General features: G+C 65.6%; 16 protein-coding genes. 6 read left to right on the forward strand and 10 right to left on the reverse strand.

The annotated features are described in order from the left end of the window. The first annotated feature begins 61 nt into the window (after positions 1 to 61). Both H535_RS0116220 and H535_RS0116225 read left to right on the forward strand, forming a co-directional pair. The gene (locus tag H535_RS0116220; RefSeq protein ID WP_026820373.1) at positions 62 to 745 is read left to right on the forward strand and encodes an ABC transporter ATP-binding protein; all 684 of its coding nucleotides are present in this window, start codon (positions 62 to 64) and stop codon (positions 743 to 745) included. Then, positions 742 to 2,277: a DUF6297 family protein gene (locus H535_RS0116225; protein WP_026820374.1), complete on the forward strand. Its 1,536-nt coding sequence runs from the start codon at positions 742 to 744 to the stop codon at positions 2,275 to 2,277. The genes H535_RS0116220 and H535_RS0116225 overlap by 4 nt, the downstream gene beginning before the upstream one ends. On the opposite strand, the gene H535_RS0116230 is transcribed toward H535_RS0116225, so the two are convergent. The 4 genes from H535_RS0116230 to H535_RS26090 form a co-directional block, all read right to left on the reverse strand. Continuing rightward, positions 2,257 to 3,657: an FtsX-like permease family protein gene (locus tag H535_RS0116230; RefSeq protein ID WP_051299437.1), complete on the reverse strand. Its 1,401-nt coding sequence runs from the start codon at positions 3,655 to 3,657 to the stop codon at positions 2,257 to 2,259. The two genes, H535_RS0116225 and H535_RS0116230, sit on opposite strands and share 21 nt — an antisense overlap. Beyond that, positions 3,654 to 4,397, reverse strand: coding sequence for an ABC transporter ATP-binding protein (locus H535_RS26085; protein ID WP_035770008.1), 744 nt, complete (start codon positions 4,395 to 4,397; stop codon positions 3,654 to 3,656). Before H535_RS26085 ends, H535_RS0116230 begins: the two co-directional genes overlap by 4 nt. A 426-nt stretch (positions 4,398 to 4,823) precedes the next feature. Further along, a complete protein-coding gene (locus tag H535_RS0116240) occupies positions 4,824 to 5,486 on the reverse strand; it encodes a response regulator (RefSeq protein WP_026820376.1) in 663 nt (220 codons plus the stop codon). After that, positions 5,483 to 6,739, reverse strand: coding sequence for a sensor histidine kinase (locus H535_RS26090; protein WP_035770009.1), 1,257 nt, complete (start codon positions 6,737 to 6,739; stop codon positions 5,483 to 5,485). Before H535_RS26090 ends, H535_RS0116240 begins: the two co-directional genes overlap by 4 nt. 126 nt (positions 6,740 to 6,865) lie before the next feature. Between H535_RS26090 and H535_RS26095 the strand changes: the two genes are divergently transcribed. From H535_RS26095 to H535_RS26105, 4 genes are all read left to right on the forward strand, one after another. Next, positions 6,866 to 7,465 carry a hypothetical protein gene (locus tag H535_RS26095; RefSeq protein WP_035770010.1) on the forward strand — a complete coding sequence of 200 codons (600 nt, stop codon included), beginning with the start codon at positions 6,866 to 6,868 and terminating at the stop codon, positions 7,463 to 7,465. Between the two features lie 176 nt (positions 7,466 to 7,641). Continuing rightward, positions 7,642 to 8,379 (forward strand): FkbM family methyltransferase, encoded by a 738-nt coding sequence (locus tag H535_RS26100; RefSeq protein ID WP_051299438.1) that lies wholly within the window; start codon positions 7,642 to 7,644, stop codon positions 8,377 to 8,379. 60 nt (positions 8,380 to 8,439) lie between these two features. Beyond that, positions 8,440 to 8,679, forward strand: coding sequence for a helix-turn-helix domain-containing protein (locus H535_RS0116260; RefSeq protein WP_026820377.1), 240 nt, complete (start codon positions 8,440 to 8,442; stop codon positions 8,677 to 8,679). After that, positions 8,676 to 10,463: an ABC transporter ATP-binding protein gene (locus H535_RS26105; RefSeq protein ID WP_081416753.1), complete on the forward strand. Its 1,788-nt coding sequence runs from the start codon at positions 8,676 to 8,678 to the stop codon at positions 10,461 to 10,463. Before H535_RS0116260 ends, H535_RS26105 begins: the two co-directional genes overlap by 4 nt. Positions 10,464 to 10,603: 140 nt before the next feature. Here H535_RS26105 and H535_RS0116270 read toward each other — a convergent pair whose 3' ends face one another. The 6 genes from H535_RS0116270 to H535_RS0116295 form a co-directional block, all read right to left on the reverse strand. Next, positions 10,604 to 13,363, reverse strand: a complete 2,760-nt coding sequence (locus H535_RS0116270) for a hypothetical protein (protein WP_155838739.1) — start codon at positions 13,361 to 13,363, stop codon at positions 10,604 to 10,606. Between the two features lie 132 nt (positions 13,364 to 13,495). Next, positions 13,496 to 14,152, reverse strand: a complete 657-nt coding sequence (locus H535_RS0116275) for a class I SAM-dependent methyltransferase (RefSeq protein ID WP_035770011.1) — start codon at positions 14,150 to 14,152, stop codon at positions 13,496 to 13,498. A 1-nt stretch (position 14,153) separates the two neighbouring features. Beyond that, entirely contained in the window at positions 14,154 to 14,858 is a 705-nt protein-coding gene (locus H535_RS0116280) for a response regulator (RefSeq protein WP_026820380.1), read from the reverse strand. After that, complete coding sequence (locus tag H535_RS0116285) at positions 14,855 to 16,108, reverse strand: sensor histidine kinase (RefSeq protein ID WP_026820381.1); 1,254 nt, start codon at positions 16,106 to 16,108, stop codon at positions 14,855 to 14,857. The genes H535_RS0116280 and H535_RS0116285 overlap by 4 nt, the downstream gene beginning before the upstream one ends. Positions 16,109 to 16,135: 27 nt before the next feature. Beyond that, positions 16,136 to 17,005, reverse strand: a complete 870-nt coding sequence (locus H535_RS0116290) for an ABC transporter permease (RefSeq protein ID WP_026820382.1) — start codon at positions 17,003 to 17,005, stop codon at positions 16,136 to 16,138. Beyond that, entirely contained in the window at positions 17,002 to 17,949 is a 948-nt protein-coding gene (locus tag H535_RS0116295) for an ATP-binding cassette domain-containing protein (RefSeq protein WP_026820383.1), read from the reverse strand. Before H535_RS0116295 ends, H535_RS0116290 begins: the two co-directional genes overlap by 4 nt. Positions 17,950 to 18,123: the final 174 nt, after the last annotated feature.

Consider the following 18,123-nt stretch of genomic DNA (forward strand, 5'->3'; position numbering starts at 1 on the left):
CAGCATCCCGTTTGGTCAACGCCAGGCCAGTCCCCCGCCGGACCCGCCTGGCGCTTTGAACATGGAAGACGCCGGTGTGCTGGAAGTAGACGACCTCGTCGTCGGATACTCCGGCACACCGGTATGCGGGCCCATCACCGCACAGCTCGATCCCGGCGGGATACTCGGCGTCGTGGGTTTCAACGGGGCGGGAAAGTCCACCGCGGCCCGCACCATCGCGGGCCGCCAGCCGCGAATCGACGGGACGCTTCGCGTCCATGGCCTGCCCGCCGACGAGGACAGCATCCCGTTCCGGCGCCAGGTTGCGGCCGTGTTCGACGAGGACGCGTTCTTTCCGTCGTTGACGGTCAGGGAGCACTTGTTGCTGGTGGCCAGCGGACACGGGATTGACCAGCCGGAGACCGCGGTCGGTGAGGAACTCGAATACTTCGCCCTGGATTCCCGTGCCGATGTGGTTCCGGGGGCCCTATCGTCAGGCCAGCGGCGGCGACTCACCCTTGCGGCGGGATTAATCCGGCCGTCGTCGTTATTGATCCTGGACGAGCCCGAACAGCGGCTGGATCCGGTGATGCGGGGGCTCATCGCACAGCGGTTGCGCGGTTATGCCGACGACGGCGGCGCGGTGCTGCTGGTGACTCACGACCCTGCCATGCTGACCAGCACGGCGGACAGTTGCCTGCTCATCGATGAACAAGTCCGGCATTTGCCCCCGCACGAGGCGGCGAAGGACATTGCCGGACAGTGAGTACCGAAGCCGAGTCTCCGGTCGCCTTCGACGTCCGCGGCTTCACTGCATCGGCCGCACGCGCGTATAACCGGCGCAACACCAAATTCAGCGTCCTCTTCATCGACCTCTATAACGCCGCCCTGGCCGCCGCGATCGTCCTGGCCCTGTCCGGCTCGACGGTCTACGCGGTGCGGGAGCAACTGGTCGAGGCGGCCGCCGCGAGGCAGCAGTCCCCGGTTGATGAGCAATGGGCCGTAATACCACCGCCGGTCCTACTGGCCGCGTGCAGCGCGGCCGGGCTGCTGGCCGTGCTGACCTTCGCCCGCCGGCTCGGCCCGGTCTCCGTTGGACGAGTGGAGAGCCAATGGTGGCTGCCGCTTCCCGTGGCCCGCAGGCCGCTGGTGGCGGCGCCGTTCACCAAGGCGCTGGTGCTGCTGGCCATCGCAGCCTCTGTGGCGTATCTGCCGCTGAGCGTGCTGACCCTGTTGGAGACAACAGTGACCGGCCACGTGGCGGGCGCCGCGGTGTTCGGCATCCTGGCCGCCGCTGCCGGGCTGCTGGCCGCAGCTGTCCAGGTGGACACGGGACGACGACGGCGCACGGCCCTTGCCGTCGTGGTGCTGTTGCCTGCTGTGCTCCTTCCGCTCGCCGCTGCCTCCGGGCATCTGTGGCCACTGGTGCCGGCGATGACCATTGCCGCGGGAGCATGGTGGCATGTATCGCCGAGGCTTTCCGGGATCCCGGCAGCTGAACTCACCCGCGGCGGAGCGGTGACTGGCCACGCCCGGTCGGCGGCATTCCTGATGAACACCAACGAACTCGTCCAGGCCCTCGGCGCCGACTCCGGGGCGGAGCCACCGTCGGCCAGCCGCTACACCACCCGCTTGTTCGCTGCCCGTCCACGCAGCACGGCTGGCGCACTGCTGCAGGCCGACGTCGTCGCGTTCCTGCGCGTGCCTCGTTGGTGGCTTCCGCCGCTGCTGTGGTTGCTTCCGCCGATCGCCATGCTGCTGGCGGAGCTAACAATTCCAACCATCCTGCAGCTGGGCGTGCTGCTGCTGGCTGCCGGCGGAGCCGCCTCCTCGGCGGGCACGGTGGCGCGACAAACCGCCGCCGTGCCCGGCCTCGACAAACTCCTGCCCATGGGCAAGGCCTCCGTGGCGTGTGTGCGCATGGCCATGCCTGCCGTGACCCTCATGGTGTGGATGGTCCTCCTGACCGCAATCCTGGCACTGTTCGGCATCGCGGACTGGCGGCTGGTGCTGCTCGGGGCGATCGCCGGGGCCGGGCTGGCCGGATCAACGCTGCGCTCGGCTTACAAGCCGGTCCCTGACTGGTCGCAGCCGCCGGTGGACACACCGTTTGGGCCGGTGCCGCGGACGCAGCTGTCCGCCCTGACGTCCGGGACTGATGTGCTGGTGGTTTCCATGGTGCCGTTGGCGCTTGCAGTGTATTTGGGGCAAGTCACGACCGTGTTGCTGGCGATCCAGGTCGCAGCAAGCGCCGCGGCCTGGATCGCCGCAATGGTGTCATTGAGCCGCCGACGATGACGGCGCGGAGGCGCCGGCCAGCACCCGCCGCAGCACCGGCGTCGTCACCATCAGTGCCAGCCAGACCAGCACGATCCCGGCGGCGAGGCTGGCACCGATCACCAGCACCGACAGCGGAGCCACCAGAATTGCGATGCCGGTGAGCGGGAAGACGACGACGGCGGCGCACAGGGCCGAGCCGATGCCCACCAGCAGCAGCGGCGACATCACCGAACGGATCCGCGCGGCGTTCATCACTGATTCGGGCATCCCCAGCCGGTCCAGATTCACGTACAGGTCCGTCCGGTCCAGCACAGCGGCAGCCTGGTTAATACCGGCGGACGCGGCAACCATCAGGAACGATGCCAGCACCGTAATCAACACGCCGGTCCGGATATCGCCCATCAAAAAATACTCGCTGCTGCCCCGGCTGGCGCCCGAGCCGGCGGCGTCGGCGATGGCGACCCCGGTTCCGCCAAAGACGGCCACGAAACTGGTCATCGCCACTCCGCTGACCTGCCGCCACGCGGCTTTCGGCGATTCCAGCACCGAACGGGCCGCCATCAACCGTTGAGGGGTCGATGCCTTCCGTACCTGCCGGCGCGCGGTGACCGAAATAACGAACGGCCCCACCACGTTGAGCACCGCCAGGGCAGCGGCCGAACCGCCCAGCAGGATGCCTGTCACCACGGCCATTCCCGGCGCGGCACTGAGCATGCCCATCGACAGTGACACCGCCCCAATCACCGCCAGCCCGACAACGATCCGCACCCAGTGCGTCTTCGGCGCTGCCTGCCGCGTCCTCACGCCCAGCGGAGAAACGACCACCTTGCGCAAGCCGAGCGCGGCGCTGACCGCAGCAAGGACGACGACGGCGACCACCACGGCCGCGATCGCAGGAACGCCGAGCCACAACGACCCGATCCCCAGGGGTTCACCCCGGAACTGGATCAGCCCGAGCGCCGGCATCATGGCCAGATACCCGATGACTCCCAGCAGCGCGCCGGCCAGGGCCAAAAGCGTTGACTCAACCACCGTCATCGTCGACACCACCGCAGGTGTTGCTCCCAGCAACCGCAGCGTGGAGAGCCGGTCGTCCCGGCGTCGGGCCGAAAGCCGTGCGGCGGAACCGCCCACCGACAGCAGCGGCACCACCAGCAGCGCCACCGCGATCCCCGACAGGACGCGGTATATGCCACTTAGCTCATCGTCCCAGCTCCAGAACGACCGGGCACCACCGAGCACGCCGAGCATCAAGGCAGTGACCACCCCGAAGGCCACTACGGGCAGAACGGATACCGCCCGGCTGGAAGTGCCCGGACGGGACAACAGCCACAGCAGCCGGAAGGGAACGGTCGCCGTGCTGCGCTGCCGGGTTTCCGGTACGACGACGCTGCTCACTGGGTCCTCCCTGTCAATGACGCCTGATCGGGACGGTTTGCGTCCGCAGTTGCTGTATCGGAGTCGCTGACGATCCTGCCGTCACGTAGTTGGATGATCCGCCGGCACTGATCCGCCACCGATTGGTCATGAGTCACCAGCACCAGGGTCTTCGACGAACGCACTGTGGAATCCAGCAGCACGTCCATCACCTCGTTCGACGTTGCCGAATCCAGGGCCCCGGTCGGTTCATCGGCAAAGATCACCGACGCGCCGGTCACCTGTGCCCGGGCGATCGCCACCCGTTGTGCCTGTCCGCCGGACAGCTCTCCAATGCGCCGCGCCTCGAGTCCCTGCAGGCCCATTGCTGCAAGCCATGCTGCGGCGCTTTGCTCGGCCGCCGGTCGCGGCGCACCGGTCAGCATCAGGGCAATCGCAACATTCTCGATGGCGGTCAGCTCGGGAATCAGCAGCCCCTGTTGGAAGACGAAGCCGAACGATTCCCGGCGCAGCTGCGAGCGCCTCGACTCACTCAGGCTGCTGACCCGCAGTGGTCCTTGGGCCGTGGCGAAGTCGACGTGGCCGCCGTCGGGCCGGATGATCCCGGCCAGGCAATGCAGCAGGGTGGTTTTGCCGGAACCGGATGCGCCCATAATGGCGACGGCGTCGCCGGCTTCAATGCCGAGGCTCACGCCGTCGAGGGCCACAGATGGACCATAGTTTTTATAGAGCAGGTGGGTATCAAGAATATTCGGCTTCATACTTCAATCGTGCCGCGGCGGCCGCGGCCAGGCATCGGGCCCTGGGCTGAACCTGCGCCGATGGACCTCATCCCCTGGTCTGACCCTGCCGGCGATCGGGTTATTCGCTATATGCCCGGGCCATCCCCGTCCTGCGCCGGTACTGCGCCGGTACTGTGCCGACCCACGCCACGGCACCGCCCCGTGTGAGCACAGAATCGGAGGTTCCCTCAGGATTCGCCGCTCCGCTAACCAGAATCCACCCTTGCCTGAGAATCCGCCGCTAGCAACCGGCGACTCCTTAGGAAACGGCATAGCCGACGCGGAACCGGGTATACGACTGCCACGGTCACGGAGCCAACAATTTTCAGCGAGGGCCGCCACGCCTTGCGGCACCGCGTTCAGGCTGCAGCCCTGGTCGTGCGACACCCAGGCGGACATCCGCCCCTACCGGTGCTGTCCCTCCTGGCTATAGATGGCGGCCTGCACCCGCGATGACAGGCCGAGTTTGGCCAATACCCGGGACACATGCGTCTTCACTGTCGTCTCGGCGATAAACAACTGGCGTGCAATCTGCTGGTTGCTCATCCCGGCGCCTAATGCCTCCAGCACGTCCTCCTCCCGCGCGGTGAGCGGCTCCAACGGTTCAACCCGTTCAGGTGGTTCCGCCGGGGCCGGCCCGGATCCGTGCTCAGAGCTGAAATGGCCAATCACCTTGGCGGTGATCTCCGGGGTCAGCACCCCATCGCCGTCGGCCACCCGCTGCACTGCCTCCACCAACTGTGCCGATTCGATCGACTTGAGCACGAATCCCGCCGCACCGGCCCGCAGCGCTTCAAAGACGTACTCATCAATGTCGAAGGTGGTCAGGATCAGCACCTTGGCGGCGTTGCCGGAGACGATGCTCCGAGTGGCAGCGATCCCGTCCACTCCGGGCATCCGGATGTCCATCAGTACGACGTCGGGACTCAGCTGTCGCGTCATGGTCACCGCCGTTTCGCCGTCGGAGGCTTCTCCGGCCACCTCAATGCCGTCGGCGGACTCGAGGATCATCCGCAGCCCCATCCGCACCGCTGCATGATCATCCGCCAACAGTACTGAAATCGTCATGAGGGAACTCCTGTTCGTGCACTCAGGGGCAACGATGCCGATACCTGCCATCGACCGTTCTCTTGCCCGGCCGCGAATTCGCCGCCCAGCTGTTCGGTCCTCAGCTGCATGTTCCGCAGCCCATGCCCCTGACGCAGCGGCGCCGCCGCCGGTGCAGCCGGTGCAGCCGGGGAGGCAGGCGAGGGTTGGCCGACAGCAGGGCCGACACGGTTCACGATCCCGACTTCGGCCAGACTGTCACCGATGCTGACCAGCACCTCGACCGGCTGCCCCGGGGCGTGGCGGGTGGAGTTGGTCAGCGCCTCCTGCACGATCCGGTAGATGGTCGAATCCACCAGTAACGGCAGGCCGCTGGAGTCGCCGGCCGTGATGGTGACCTCCGAGCCGGACAGCCGTGCCGACTCGGCCAGGGCCTCCAGCTGCGCGGTTCCTCCAGCCATGCGGTCCAGGCCCGGATCCGGGACCATCTCCTGGTGCAGCAGGTCGATCATGGAGCGCATTTGTTCCAGGGCGGTCACGCTGTCGGTCCTGACTTGTTCCAGCACCTTCCGGTTCAGCGCCTCGTCTGCCCGCGACATGGCCGCTTCGGATTGCAGCGCGATGGCCGACAGGTGACCCGCGATGACGTCGTGCAGATCCCGGGCCATCCGCGAACGCTCTTCGCTGACGGCCATCCTCAGGTCCAGCTCTGCGATTTCCGTTGCGTGGCGGGCATTCGCCCGTGCGGCGTCCGCCCGTTCGCCTTCGCTGATGGCAAGTTCCTTCTCCTTGCGGATATTGCCCGCCCAGGACAACGGCACCAGGAACACCAGCACGGCCTGCAGGCCGAATACCAAGGCAACACGCCATTGCGTGCTGATGACCCAGCTGACGACGACGGTGGCAACGGTCAGCAGCACCGCCACCAGCAGCGCGGTCCGGACCAGGCGCCGCGGGCCAAACAGCGCGGCGCAGAAAATCAATTCAAAGGTGAAGAACAAGCTGAAAACACTGCCGCCGAGCAGCACAGTCGCCAGCAGCGCCGCCCCGGTGAGCGCCAGCATGAAGTACAACCGGGTGCTGCGGTAAACAACTCCCACACATCCCAGCGAGACGACCACCGCCCATACGACAGCCGGAACATCCGCGCGCAACGCATTCAACCCGGCACCGCCCATGCCCGCCAGGTGGAGGACCGTCCCGAGCAGCAGATACCCGGCGGCGAAACCAACGTCGGCCCGTGCCGGAACCCAGTGTGCCGCCGTCGTCGTCATACCCTCATCTTCGCCGCCCGCCGGCGCCGCTACAAGCCGATCCGCGCGATCTCCTACGAAATGATGACGGGCGAATCATCCCTCCGCTGCATCCGGATCGGGACCTCAACAAGGGAAAGTGGAATTATGGATTTCTGGTCGGACATGGTGCGGCAGAGCAATATCGCTATCTTCATCGTTGCGTCCGAAGTCGGATTCTGGGTGATGCTCGCAGCCGGACTGGCGGCCCGGTATGTGGTGCGCTGGAAGCGGACCAGCATGGTTCTGCTGGCTGCAGTGCCGCTGCTCGATGTCGTACTGCTGGGTGCCGTCATCTTCGACCTGCTGCATGGCGCCGACGCGGGGACCATCCACGGAGTCGCCGCGTTCTACCTGGGCGTGAGCCTGGCGTTCGGACCCGCGCTGGTGCGATGGGGCGACGTCCGTTTCGCTCACCGTTTCGCCGGCGGCCCGCCGCCGCGCAAGCTGCCCAGGCATGGCCCGGAGAAGCTTCGGGCCATGTGGTCGGAGTGGTTGAAGGTGGTGCTGGCGGCGGCCATTAGCTGCGCGGTGCTGCTGTTCCTGATCCTGGTGATTGCCACGCCCCAACAAGCCGGTGAACTATGGAAGTGGATACCGCGGGCCGGGCTGGTGACGGGCATTTGGCTGGTGGCCGGGCCGATGTATGAGCTCTTTGCGGGGATGGGGCAACGCCACGACGAAGCGGCGGACAGCCGGTCCATGTAGCCAATGCGGAGGACAATTCGGAAAGGGGCGGCTATCAGCGGCTGTCCAGCGAACGTTGACGAGCCCCGCAAACTCCATCCGTAGGGTGACCGGGCGTGACTACAATCAACGCCACTGCCGGTGCCGTGCGCACGCGCCTCGTACACCGACTCCTGCAAACATGTGCCCGCTTCCGCATGGCTGAGCCCGAACTGCTGGGCCTGTCCGCCGTCCTGCGGCCCGGCGACCACGTCTTCGACGTCGGAGCGGCCTACGGCATGTATTCTTTCCCGCTGGCGGACATGGTTGGCACCACCGGCACGGTGCATTCCTTCGAACCGCAGGGCAAACAGCACCGGATCCTCACCGCGATCCGACGGCTGAGCCGGGCAGGCCATATCAACATCAACAGGTGTCTGCTGGGCTCCCGCTCCGGCGAACATACCTTGGTGCTGCCGGTGCGCTTCGGCGTCCCCGTGCACGGCCACGCCCACGTGTCCGCCGGGTCCACCGAATCAGCCCCGTGGTTTGGCTCGTCCCGCAGCCACAAGGCGCCCATGACCACCATCGACGCGTGGTGCCAGGCGCATGATATCGACACGGTTTCCTTCATTAAGGTCGACGTCGAAGGGTTCGAGCCGAAGGTGCTCGACGGGGCCGCCGGCACCATTGCCGCGTCGCACCCCAGCCTGCTGCTGGAAATCGAAGACCGGCACACCGCCCGCTACGGCACGAACGGGAACCAGTTCGCCGACACCATCCGCCGCAGGTGGCCCGAATACGACATGTATACGTGGTCCGACGGAGCATGGAGGCCGGCGCTGCAGGTGGAATGTGGCACGCGGAATTATCTGTTTGCCACGAAGGACGCCTTCGACCGTGACGGCAGCCTGCCGGTTCCGGAGCCAGCCGCCCCCATCGCCACGGCGGCCTGACCGCGCGCTTCCTGTCACTCCCGGTTGACACCCTCCTCGTCGTCAATATAAGTTGACTTCATGGACGAGGAGGAGATGGTCGCGTTGTTAAGGACGTCGGTCGGTTCAGACGACGACCCGGGCTCGGGGCTGACGGCTGTGGCGAAATTGCGCCAACAGCTGGACCGGCTGGAAGTGATCCAGGTCCGCCGTGCCCGGAACCGGGGCCTGACCTGGCAGCAGATCGCAACGGTCCTGGGTGTCAGCCGCCAGGCGGTGCACAAAAAATACGGCGGCGGCATCATGGGACGGCGGAAATGACCCCGGAAGACGGCTCCGGTGCGCAGCTCACAGACCGAACGCATCGTCGGGCGTCGTTACGGGAGTTCCTCCCCTATCTGCGTGGACACGGTCGCGTGCTGACCGCCGTCGCTGTCGTGTCCCTGATTGCCACCGCCCTGGCCGTGGCGCAACCGCTGATGGTCCAGCAGCTGGTCAACGCGGTCGGCGCCAACGAGCCGGCGACGCTGTTCCTCTGGCTGCTGGTTGGAATCACCGTGGCCGACGCCGGCTTCAGCGCCGGACAGTCATACCTGTTGCAACGCACCGCTGAATCCGTGGTGCTCGGATTGCGGCGTTCACTGATCGGCCGAATGCTCAGCCTGCCCGTCGGCGAATTCGACCGGCGGCGGGTCGGCGACCTGATGTCGCGGGTGGGCACGGACACCACCCTGGTCAGGACCGTTATCACCTCCGGTCTGTTCGAGATACTTTCCTCGGTGCTGATGTTCGGCGCCGCAGTGGTCCTGATGGTGCTGCTGGATCCGGTGCTCTTCGCCATCACGTTGGGTGCCGTCTTGCTTGGAGCCGGCGGGGTGCTGCTGCTCGGCTCGCTGATCCGGAGCACCAGCAAGGAAGCCCAGGATGCGGTTGGTTCGATGTCCGCCGCGGTGGAGCGTGGGCTGACCGGTATCCGCACGATCAAGGCCGCCGTGGCCGAAGACCGGGAGTCCGCCCTCATCGACCGGGAGTCGGTGTCTGCCTTCCGGGCTGGCATCAAGATGGCCAAGCTGCAGGCCGTCGTCGGACCGTTGATGTCCATCTGCATCCAGGGCGCGTTTATCGTGGTGCTGACGGTGGGCGGTGTCCGGGTGGCCAATGGCACCTTGGCGCTCGGCGACCTGATGGCCTTCATCCTCTACCTCTTTCTGCTGGTGATGCCGATCGCTTCGGCCATGAACGCCTTCGTGCAGATTCAGGCCGGGCTCGCCGCATTGGACCGCATTCAGGAGATCGCAAGGCTCGCCCCGGAACGGGAAGGTGAACCGGCGGAGATGCCCGGGTTGGACGGGCACCACCGCTCAGTGTTCGAGTTCCGCGACATTCAGTTCCGCTACGACACTGAAGATCACGACGCCGGCACGTGGGTGCTGAACCAACTCAGCTTCGACGTGCCGGCTGGCAAGCGAACTGCAATCGTCGGCCCTTCAGGCGCCGGAAAATCGACGCTGCTGGCCCTGCTGGAACGCTTCTACGAGCCAGACGGCGGGACAATTCACTATCGGGGCAAGACGTTGTCCAGCCTGCCACGGAACGAACTGCGGTCAGAGTTTGGACTGGTGGAGCAGGAAGCGCCAATCCTCAGCGGGACGTTGGCCGACAATCTGCGGATCGCGGCGCCGGATGCCACGGCGGAGCAAATGCTGGACGTGCTCGCCGCCGTCGGACTTGGCGATCTCACCGGCCGGTCCGCGAGTGGACTGGAGCTGAATCTGGGCGAAGACGGTGTCCGGCTCTCGGGAGGACAGCGGCAGCGGCTGGCCTGGGCCAGGGTTCTTTTGGCCGACCGGCCCGTGCTGCTGATGGACGAACCCACCGCCTCGGTTGACTCCCGCACCGAGCATCACCTGCAGCAGACCTTGGCGGCGGCCTCGGAGGACAAGACCGTTGTGGTCGTCGCTCACCGGCTGGCGACGATTGCCGATTTCGACCAGATCGTCGTGCTGGACGATGGTCGGGTGGTGGCCTCCGGACGCCATACGGACCTGATGCACGAAAGCGGGCTCTACCGGGACATGGCCCAACGGCAGCGTTTGGTGCGGTGATCCTATTGCGTTGCTGTCACGGTTCGATTGTGTCGCAGCCGCAGGACGATCGGCGCTGCCATGACGGCAACGATCAATGCGACTGGAATTCCATGCTCTATTCATTCCTCTCTTTTTGAACGCCCACCGGTGTCCAAGTGTCAGAAGCGGCTGAATTGGAGCTTGAGATCGCCGTCGTCGATGGTGATGTCACCGGTGAAGCTGATCGTGGTGCTGTCGGTTTCACTCTGCCAGTCCTTCTTATCCGGGTCGAACGATTGGTTGGCCTCGTAGCTGACCTTGGCTTCACCGGGCTCCACCGTTTGCAGCGACCATCCTCCGGTCCAGTCGCGGGCAACCTCAAACTCGGGTTTTTCCGTCAGCGTCCAGTCGACGTTCCGGGGTCCGGTGTCGCCATAGCTGAAGGCAAAGGCCTCGTTGGGACAATTCTTCGGCTCCAGGCTGGTTGCCTCGATGCACTTGCCGAGGTGGGTCTTGGCGGCATCCTTTGCCTCCCGTATCAGTGCCTCGGAGGGCTGCAGTTCCAGCTCCACCACCGCCGCGGACCCCGCGTCGATGGCCACGGTGGCCTGCTGCTGACCAAGGGTCACATACTTGCGCTTGCCATCGAGTTCCACCACATACTCGCCGGGGAAAGCGGGTAACCGCCACATATTTCCCGACCGGGGTTCAGGCAAGTCCACAGAAACGCCGTTAATCTTCAGGCTCTGCATCGGCTGTCCCGCCGTCAGGTTGAGGGTGTCCAGTGGCGCCGCCTGCAAGGTCCATTCATCGAAGAAGAGACCGGTGGTTCCCGTCTTTTGCGCCTGGAACTGCATCTCGGCCCGGCGGCCATCCTGACTGACGTCGACGGTGACCACCGCTGCGTCACCGTTGATGTCGGTACCGGTGACGGTGTAGCCGTCGATCCGATGCTTCGCGGCCCCGAAGACCTTGTCTGTCAGCAGCACCCGCTTGGCGTTCGCGACACCAGGATCCGCCACCGCGAGCGCCTTACTTGCATCACCGGCTTCCAGGGCGTCGAGATAAGCCGAAACCTCCTCGTCCGGACCGTACGCCGTCGAGTTGACCACGTTAATCGTGACCAGGGCGCCCACCAGAAGTACCACTGCGGCGCCGACGGAACCGATGATCACCCAGATGCGCCGCTTCTTCCGAGGGTCCATTGGAGGCGGAGGATCCGGCCGGGTCTCGGCCGGCATACCGTCGTGGCCGCGGTGGTCGTCGTGGTCGCCGTGGTCGCCGCCGTCGCCGTGGCCCATCGGAGGGGTGTTTGCAGGCGCGGCCTGATTCGTGGGGGCCGCGGCCGACTGCCCGTCATCGGCCATGGGCGCGCCTGCCGCCTGCTCGGCAGCCGGGTAGGTGCCGCTCTGCTGCCGGGGCTTCATTCGACTAACCAGGCCGGCCGGGAGCAACTGCACCAGTACGGGTGCGAGGAAGTGCGCCGATACTTCAACGGCCAGTCCCCACACGGCCAGCACCAGGAATGTCCACGGGGCAAGGAAGACGCTGCCGCCCAGACCACCGACCATTGACATGCCGGCCCCAAATGAGGCGTAGCTGAGCGCCATCAACAGCAACCCGCCGACGCCGTAGGTCAGCGGCAGCACGAGCCGCAATGCCGGGTTGGTCAAATCCACCCCTGCGGTCTCACGCCGGAACTTCCACAGTATCGACACGACCACGGTCACCAGCAGTGCACACAGCACGGTCAACACCGATCCCCAGGCGGGCAATATGCCGAAGACGTAATTCAGCGTTGACTCGTTCTGCAGTCCGGCCTGGCCTTGCGCGAAGAGCCCCTCGCCCGACAGCTGTGTGTTCAACCCGGACAGGTGCCCGACGCCAAAGGCACCGATCGCCGCGTTGACCGCCCACAACGGGCTGGAGAACACTGCTGCCCATCCAGCCTGGACGCCCGAGACGATAACCAGAGCGGGGACTGCAAAACAGCTGAACAACACGAGGTGCAGGCAGAACAATCCACCCGACCGGGTCAGCAACCGGGGCAGCCTGAGCCCGATTCCGGCGCCAAAATACCTGCCATCGGCCCGGCGTGCGCGGCCGGCCATCGTGGCAATAGTGCCCAGCACAAGCGCGCCGAAAAAGAGGGAAACGGACGCAGCATCAATCGTCAGCGCCATCCCTCCGGAGGTGCTGAAGCGGACGGCGGTGATCACCGTAAACAGAACGGACACCAGGGCCAGCACCAACCCGGAAATTCCCGACTGCAACCAACGCACGGCCGGGCGGCCAGCCGGCCAACGCCGCTCAACGTACCAACCACTGAAGACCAGGGACGCGACGAGCAGGGCGGTCAACGTCAGCGGTACTGCATAGACAGTGAAGCCGCCGGTGAAATTGCCAAGCATTGTCTGGCCGGTGCTGAAGTTTCCCGACAGCACACCGAAGGTGGCCATCGCCAAAATCTGCAGCGGAAGGGTCAGCACGGCACCGAACCCGGCGGCGCCATCGAGATCTTCGAGTGGTGCCCCCTGCGTGACGGGCGTCTGCGGCACCGAAACGTCCGTGCCGGAGACCAGCACGCCGACGACGGCCAGCAACAGCAGCACCACGGTGGCCACGACACCGCCGACATAGGACGCCACCGCCTGCACGGCCGGAACCAACAGGATGTTCCGCAGATCGGGGCGCCGCCGCCCGTCCGGCGGCGGGCCTTGCGGCGGGTAACCATAGGGAGGCGGACCCGGCGGCGGACCTTGCGGGGGCGGACCCGGCGGTTGACCCGGCGGCGGGCCTTGCGGGGGCGGACCCGGCGGCGGACCTTGCGACTGGCCCGGCGGCCTGGCGGGCGGCGGAGGCACCGCGGAGGCACCTTGTCCGGGGTCGTGGGCCGACGGGTCGTGCTGTCCGGGTTCGGACGGCGTATTGGCACTCACGATTAACTCCCCATCAGGTCAGTCGTCTACAGAGGCCCGCTGCACCGGCGGTCCATTCAGGGCACAGCCGTGACTCTAGCAGGATCCCCGGTCGGATGCCGGTGTGCAGTTCCATCCTGTGGACTAAGTCCGTTAAACGGCGGGCTTCCGGACGGCTCCTTCGACAATGGGCATCAATCGGCCGAACGCCCCGCCCAATTCCCACCGTTTCACGCCACCGGTTTCCAACCCGGCCCGGCGCAGTTCCATGACGGTGTCCCGGTTCAGGTGACACCCTCCGGCCACCCGGCGCTGGATCGGGGTCAGCCGATCCTGCCATCGCCGAACCGAGGCGCTTTCCGAGCCGACGTGTTCGAGCACGAGCAACTGTCCGCCCGGTTTCAGCACCCGGACCGCTTCGGCAGCCGAAACGGCAGCGTCACCAACGCTGCACAGCACCAAGGTGGAGACGACGACGTCGGCGCTGGCGTCGGGAAGGTCGATATGTTCGGCACTTCCATCCACCACCTCGGCCGCTTCGCGCAGCCGCGGAACGGCGTCACCGATCTTCCGTTCCAGCCGCTGACGCATATACGGGTCGGGTTCGGTGAGCAGCAAATGCTGAACCTGTGCGGCGTCGTAATGTGGAAGATTCGCGCCGGTGCCCGTGCCGATCTCCACCACCACCGAGTGGGCGGCGGTGAGAAGTTCCGCGCGACGTTGCCCCATGACGGTCCGCTCGGCCGCGGCGTTCAACCTGTCGTACGTTGCCGCGAAGGCCCGAGCACGGAGCCGGGCGCATGCGTTCATCTCAATAGTCCAATCCCGCGCTGGGAGTAACAAGTCCCGTCTCGTAGGCATACACCACGGCCTGTACGCGGTCCCGCAGATGCAGCTTGGTCAGAATCCGGCGCACGTGGGTTTTCACAGTCGCTTCGGCGAGGAAAAAGCGGTGGGAAACCTCAGCGTTGGACAGTCCCTCGGCGACGGCTTTCAGCACCTCGATCTCCCTCGGGGTCAGGTCGTCGAGCAGCGGATCGCTCTGCGCCGGCGGGTGTCCCGGGGCCGGCCGCGAGCGCACGTAGGTCTCCAGCAGCCGCTGGGTGATCCGGGGGGCGACGACGGCGTCCCCGCTTGCCACCCGGCGCACCGCCTGGACGAGTTCGCCCGGCCCCACGTCCTTGACCAGGAAGGCGCTGGCTCCGGCCTGCAGTCCGGAAAAAGCATACTCGTCCAGGTCAAAGGTCGTCAGGATGATGATCCGGGCGCAGGAGCCGGATTCGATGATCTGCCGGGTCGCTTCGATCCCGTCGAGCGTGGGCATCCGGATGTCCATCAGCACCACATGCGGACCCAGGTCCTGCACCAGCGAAACCGCCTCCGCACCGTCGGAGGCCTCTCCGGCAATCTCCAGGTCGTCTTCGCCCTCGAGGATGAGCCGGAAGCCGGTGCGCAGCAGCGGCTGGTCGTCCACCAGCAGCACCCGGGTGGGCGCCTCCGTCGCTGGTTCAGTCATTCGTCCTCCCCCTCATCCGGCCACACCAACGTTGCGTCAACCACCCAGCCGTCTCCGGAAACCGAGCCGGCGTGGACGGTCCCGGCGTAGATGCTCGCCCGTTCGGCCATGCCGACAATGCCAAGCCCGGCGCCCACAGACTCCGCAGGCGTGCCGTCCGAGGTGCCGCGGCCGTCGTCGGACACCCTGATGTTCACCTTATCGCCTTCCCGGGCGACCAGGACGTCCACAACAGTGATGCTGTTGCCATATCTGAGCACGTTGGTCAGCGATTCCTGCACGATTCGGTAGACCGTCAGTTGGAAGGCCGGGTCGGATGGCAGAGATGGTCCGGAGCGGGTGTAGCGGACGGGCAGGCCTGCCAGCCGAAAGCTTTCCACCAGTGAAGTCAACGACTTCTCCGCCGGCAATGGCAGCAACGGGGCCTCATTATCATCGGTGTCGCGCAGCACCCCGAGCACCCGCCGCATGTCGGCAAGCGCGCCGCGGCCTGTCGTGGACAGTTCCTGGAGGACTTCCGAAGCGCGTTCCTGGTCACGTTTAATCACCACCCCGGCACCGTCCGACAATGCGATCATCACCGACAGTGAATGGGCGACGACGTCGTGCATCTCCCGTGCGATCCGGGTGCGCTCCGCGACGGACGCCAGTTCGGCGTTTTCCTGGGCGCGGGCCAGCAGTTCCTTGGTGTGCAGCCGGTCCCGACGCACCGTAACGCCGATCCCGGTGGCGATAATTTCACTGAGCAGCACTACTGCCGCGGTGACCCACATCAGCGCCGGGACGGCGTCGAATGCGTCCGGCTGCTGCAGGGCCAGCGCCCCGATCGCCGGCAGGGTGGCCGCGAAGGTGGCCAGGAAGGAAAAGCGGGCAGAATGGGTGACGGCCACTGCATACAGGGCGAACCAGAGTCCCGCGCCCACGTTGGTTATGCCGCTGTCGACGACGACGGCGGTTACCTCCAGCACGGCAACCATCGCGAGAATGGGAATCGGGCGCCACCTGCGCAGTCCCAGCGCCGCGGCGGTCAGGCCGACGACAATCAGCGCCGAGTATCCCTGTCCGTCTGCCCGCAGAATAGTGCCGGGCAGCGCCAGGAAGAGGTAAACGAGAACGACCACGATGTCCATGGCCACCGGATGTTTGATGAAGAAGCGCCGCACCGGCCCCCGGCGTCGCGCCGCAAAATCGGCAAGGGAAGCGGCGGCCGTTCGCTCCGTCGCTTCCCTTACCGAAACCTGTTCGCTCATGAAATGAGCATCTGCGCCGACCGGCCCTTACACGTCCCGGCGCTTGGCCACGATCAGCGAGATCACCAGCAGACCGACGGCCCAGGCAGCCATCACCAGGCCGCCCTGCCACTGGTTCAGCGCGTCATCGGCGATGTTGACTGACACCATCTGCTGGCCTGCATTGGTGGGCAGGTACTCGGCGGCGTCGTCAATCCAATCCGCGAGGAGGGTCAGGAGCTGAACGACAATCGTGGGCAGGACAAAGAACAGCCCAACTGCAGTGACGATGCCACCGGCGGTGTTACGCAGCATGGTGCCGATTGCCATCGAGATGACGGCGATCAGCGCCAGATACGTTCCGGTGTTGATAATGCTCGCCACCATGCCATCGTGTGTGATCGCGAAGTCCAGGTCCTCCCCGGCCAGGAACGGCTGGGCCACGTAGTACGAAAGCAGGGCGGCAACCACGCCGATCACGAACGAGACGACGGCGATCACCAAGTTCTTGGCCAGCAAGGCAGGGATCCGCTTCGGCACTGCCACCATGGTGGAACGGATCATGCCAGTGCCCCACTCGGAGGCAATCAGCACTACCGCCAGCGAGGCAATCAGCAACTGGCCAAAGATAATGCCCCCGGAGGGGACGGTGTAGGCGGCCCCCTGGAGGCCACCGCTCTCGGCCATTTGCGCCTGCTGCTCGGGGGGCATACCCGCCTGGACTCCGGCGGACATTGCCAGACCCCAGCCACTCAGGACAGCAAGCCCCACCATCACTACGAGAGTGATGGACAGCAGGACGACTGTCGACGGAACGGTGCGGAGCTTGATCCACTCGGAGCGGATGGCCCGTCCGAAATTCACGCCCTTCCCGGTTTGGGAGGTGTGGGCTGGAGGCGTTGTGGTGGCGGCGCTCATGATTGGCGTCCTTCCCCTGCCATGGACAGTTGTGAGACCGGATCGGCCGAGTGATACTCGACTTCGTCCTGGGTCAGCTTCATATAGACGTCCTCCAGCGATTCCTGCAGAGGGGTCAATTCGTAAACCAGCACGCGGTTCTGCAATGCGGTCTCGGCAATTCGGCGCGCATCGATGCCTGCCACCTCCAAGAGCTCAGGCTCCAGGCTTTGAATGCTCACGCCCTCGCCCGCTAGTGCATTCGCGAGTACCTGCGGCTGATCGGTCCTCACGCGGGTCCTCGCTTGCCCCTGTCCGGCGATGACATCGTCCATTGACGCGTCTGCAATGATTCGGCCACGACCGATAATGATCAGGTGGTCTGCGGTCTGCGACATTTCCGACATCAAGTGCGAGGACAAAAAGACCGTGCGGCCCTCGGCAGCCAGCCCCTTGGCCAAATGCCGGACCCACTGCACCCCCTCGGGATCCAGACCATTGACCGGCTCATCGAGGATCAGCGTGTGAGGATCTCCCAGCATCGCCGCGGCTATCCCGAGACGCTGGCCCATGCCCAGGGAGAACCCGCCGACACGCTTCTTGGCCACCGCTGAAAGGCCGGTCATTTCAGTGACTTCCTTGACCCGGCTGTTCGGGATACCGTGGGTCGCCGCCATTGCCTTGAGGTGATTGTGCGCACTGCGTTTGGTATGGACGGCCTTGGCATCAAGCAGCGCGCCGACCTCCTGCAGGGGTGCCTTGTGGTCGGCGTAGTGCTTGCCGTTGACTATGACATCGCCATGACTCGGCCGGTCGAGCCCCACGATCATCCGCATAGTGGTGGACTTGCCCGCACCGTTGGGCCCCAGGAAACCTGTGACCTTGCCCGGCTGGACGTTGAATGAGACGCCGTCGACGGCGGTCTTGGCACCATAGCGCTTGGCCAGGTTGCGTGCCTCGATCATCTGATTGTCCTTAGGAGGAAAGAATATTGTGCGATTACACCAATAACATTACTTATCACGCGCGTCCCTGACTTCGGTCCGCAGGATGATCTTGGGAGGCATCGGCATCCCCCTTAAGGCGTACGCGCGTAGTCGATAAGTACCGAAGTATCGACCACTACGCTCATGCACTGT

Origin of the sequence: Arthrobacter castelli DSM 16402 (assembly GCF_000430705.1) — a bacterium.
GTDB classification, from domain to species: domain Bacteria; phylum Actinomycetota; class Actinomycetes; order Actinomycetales; family Micrococcaceae; genus Arthrobacter_C; species Arthrobacter_C castelli.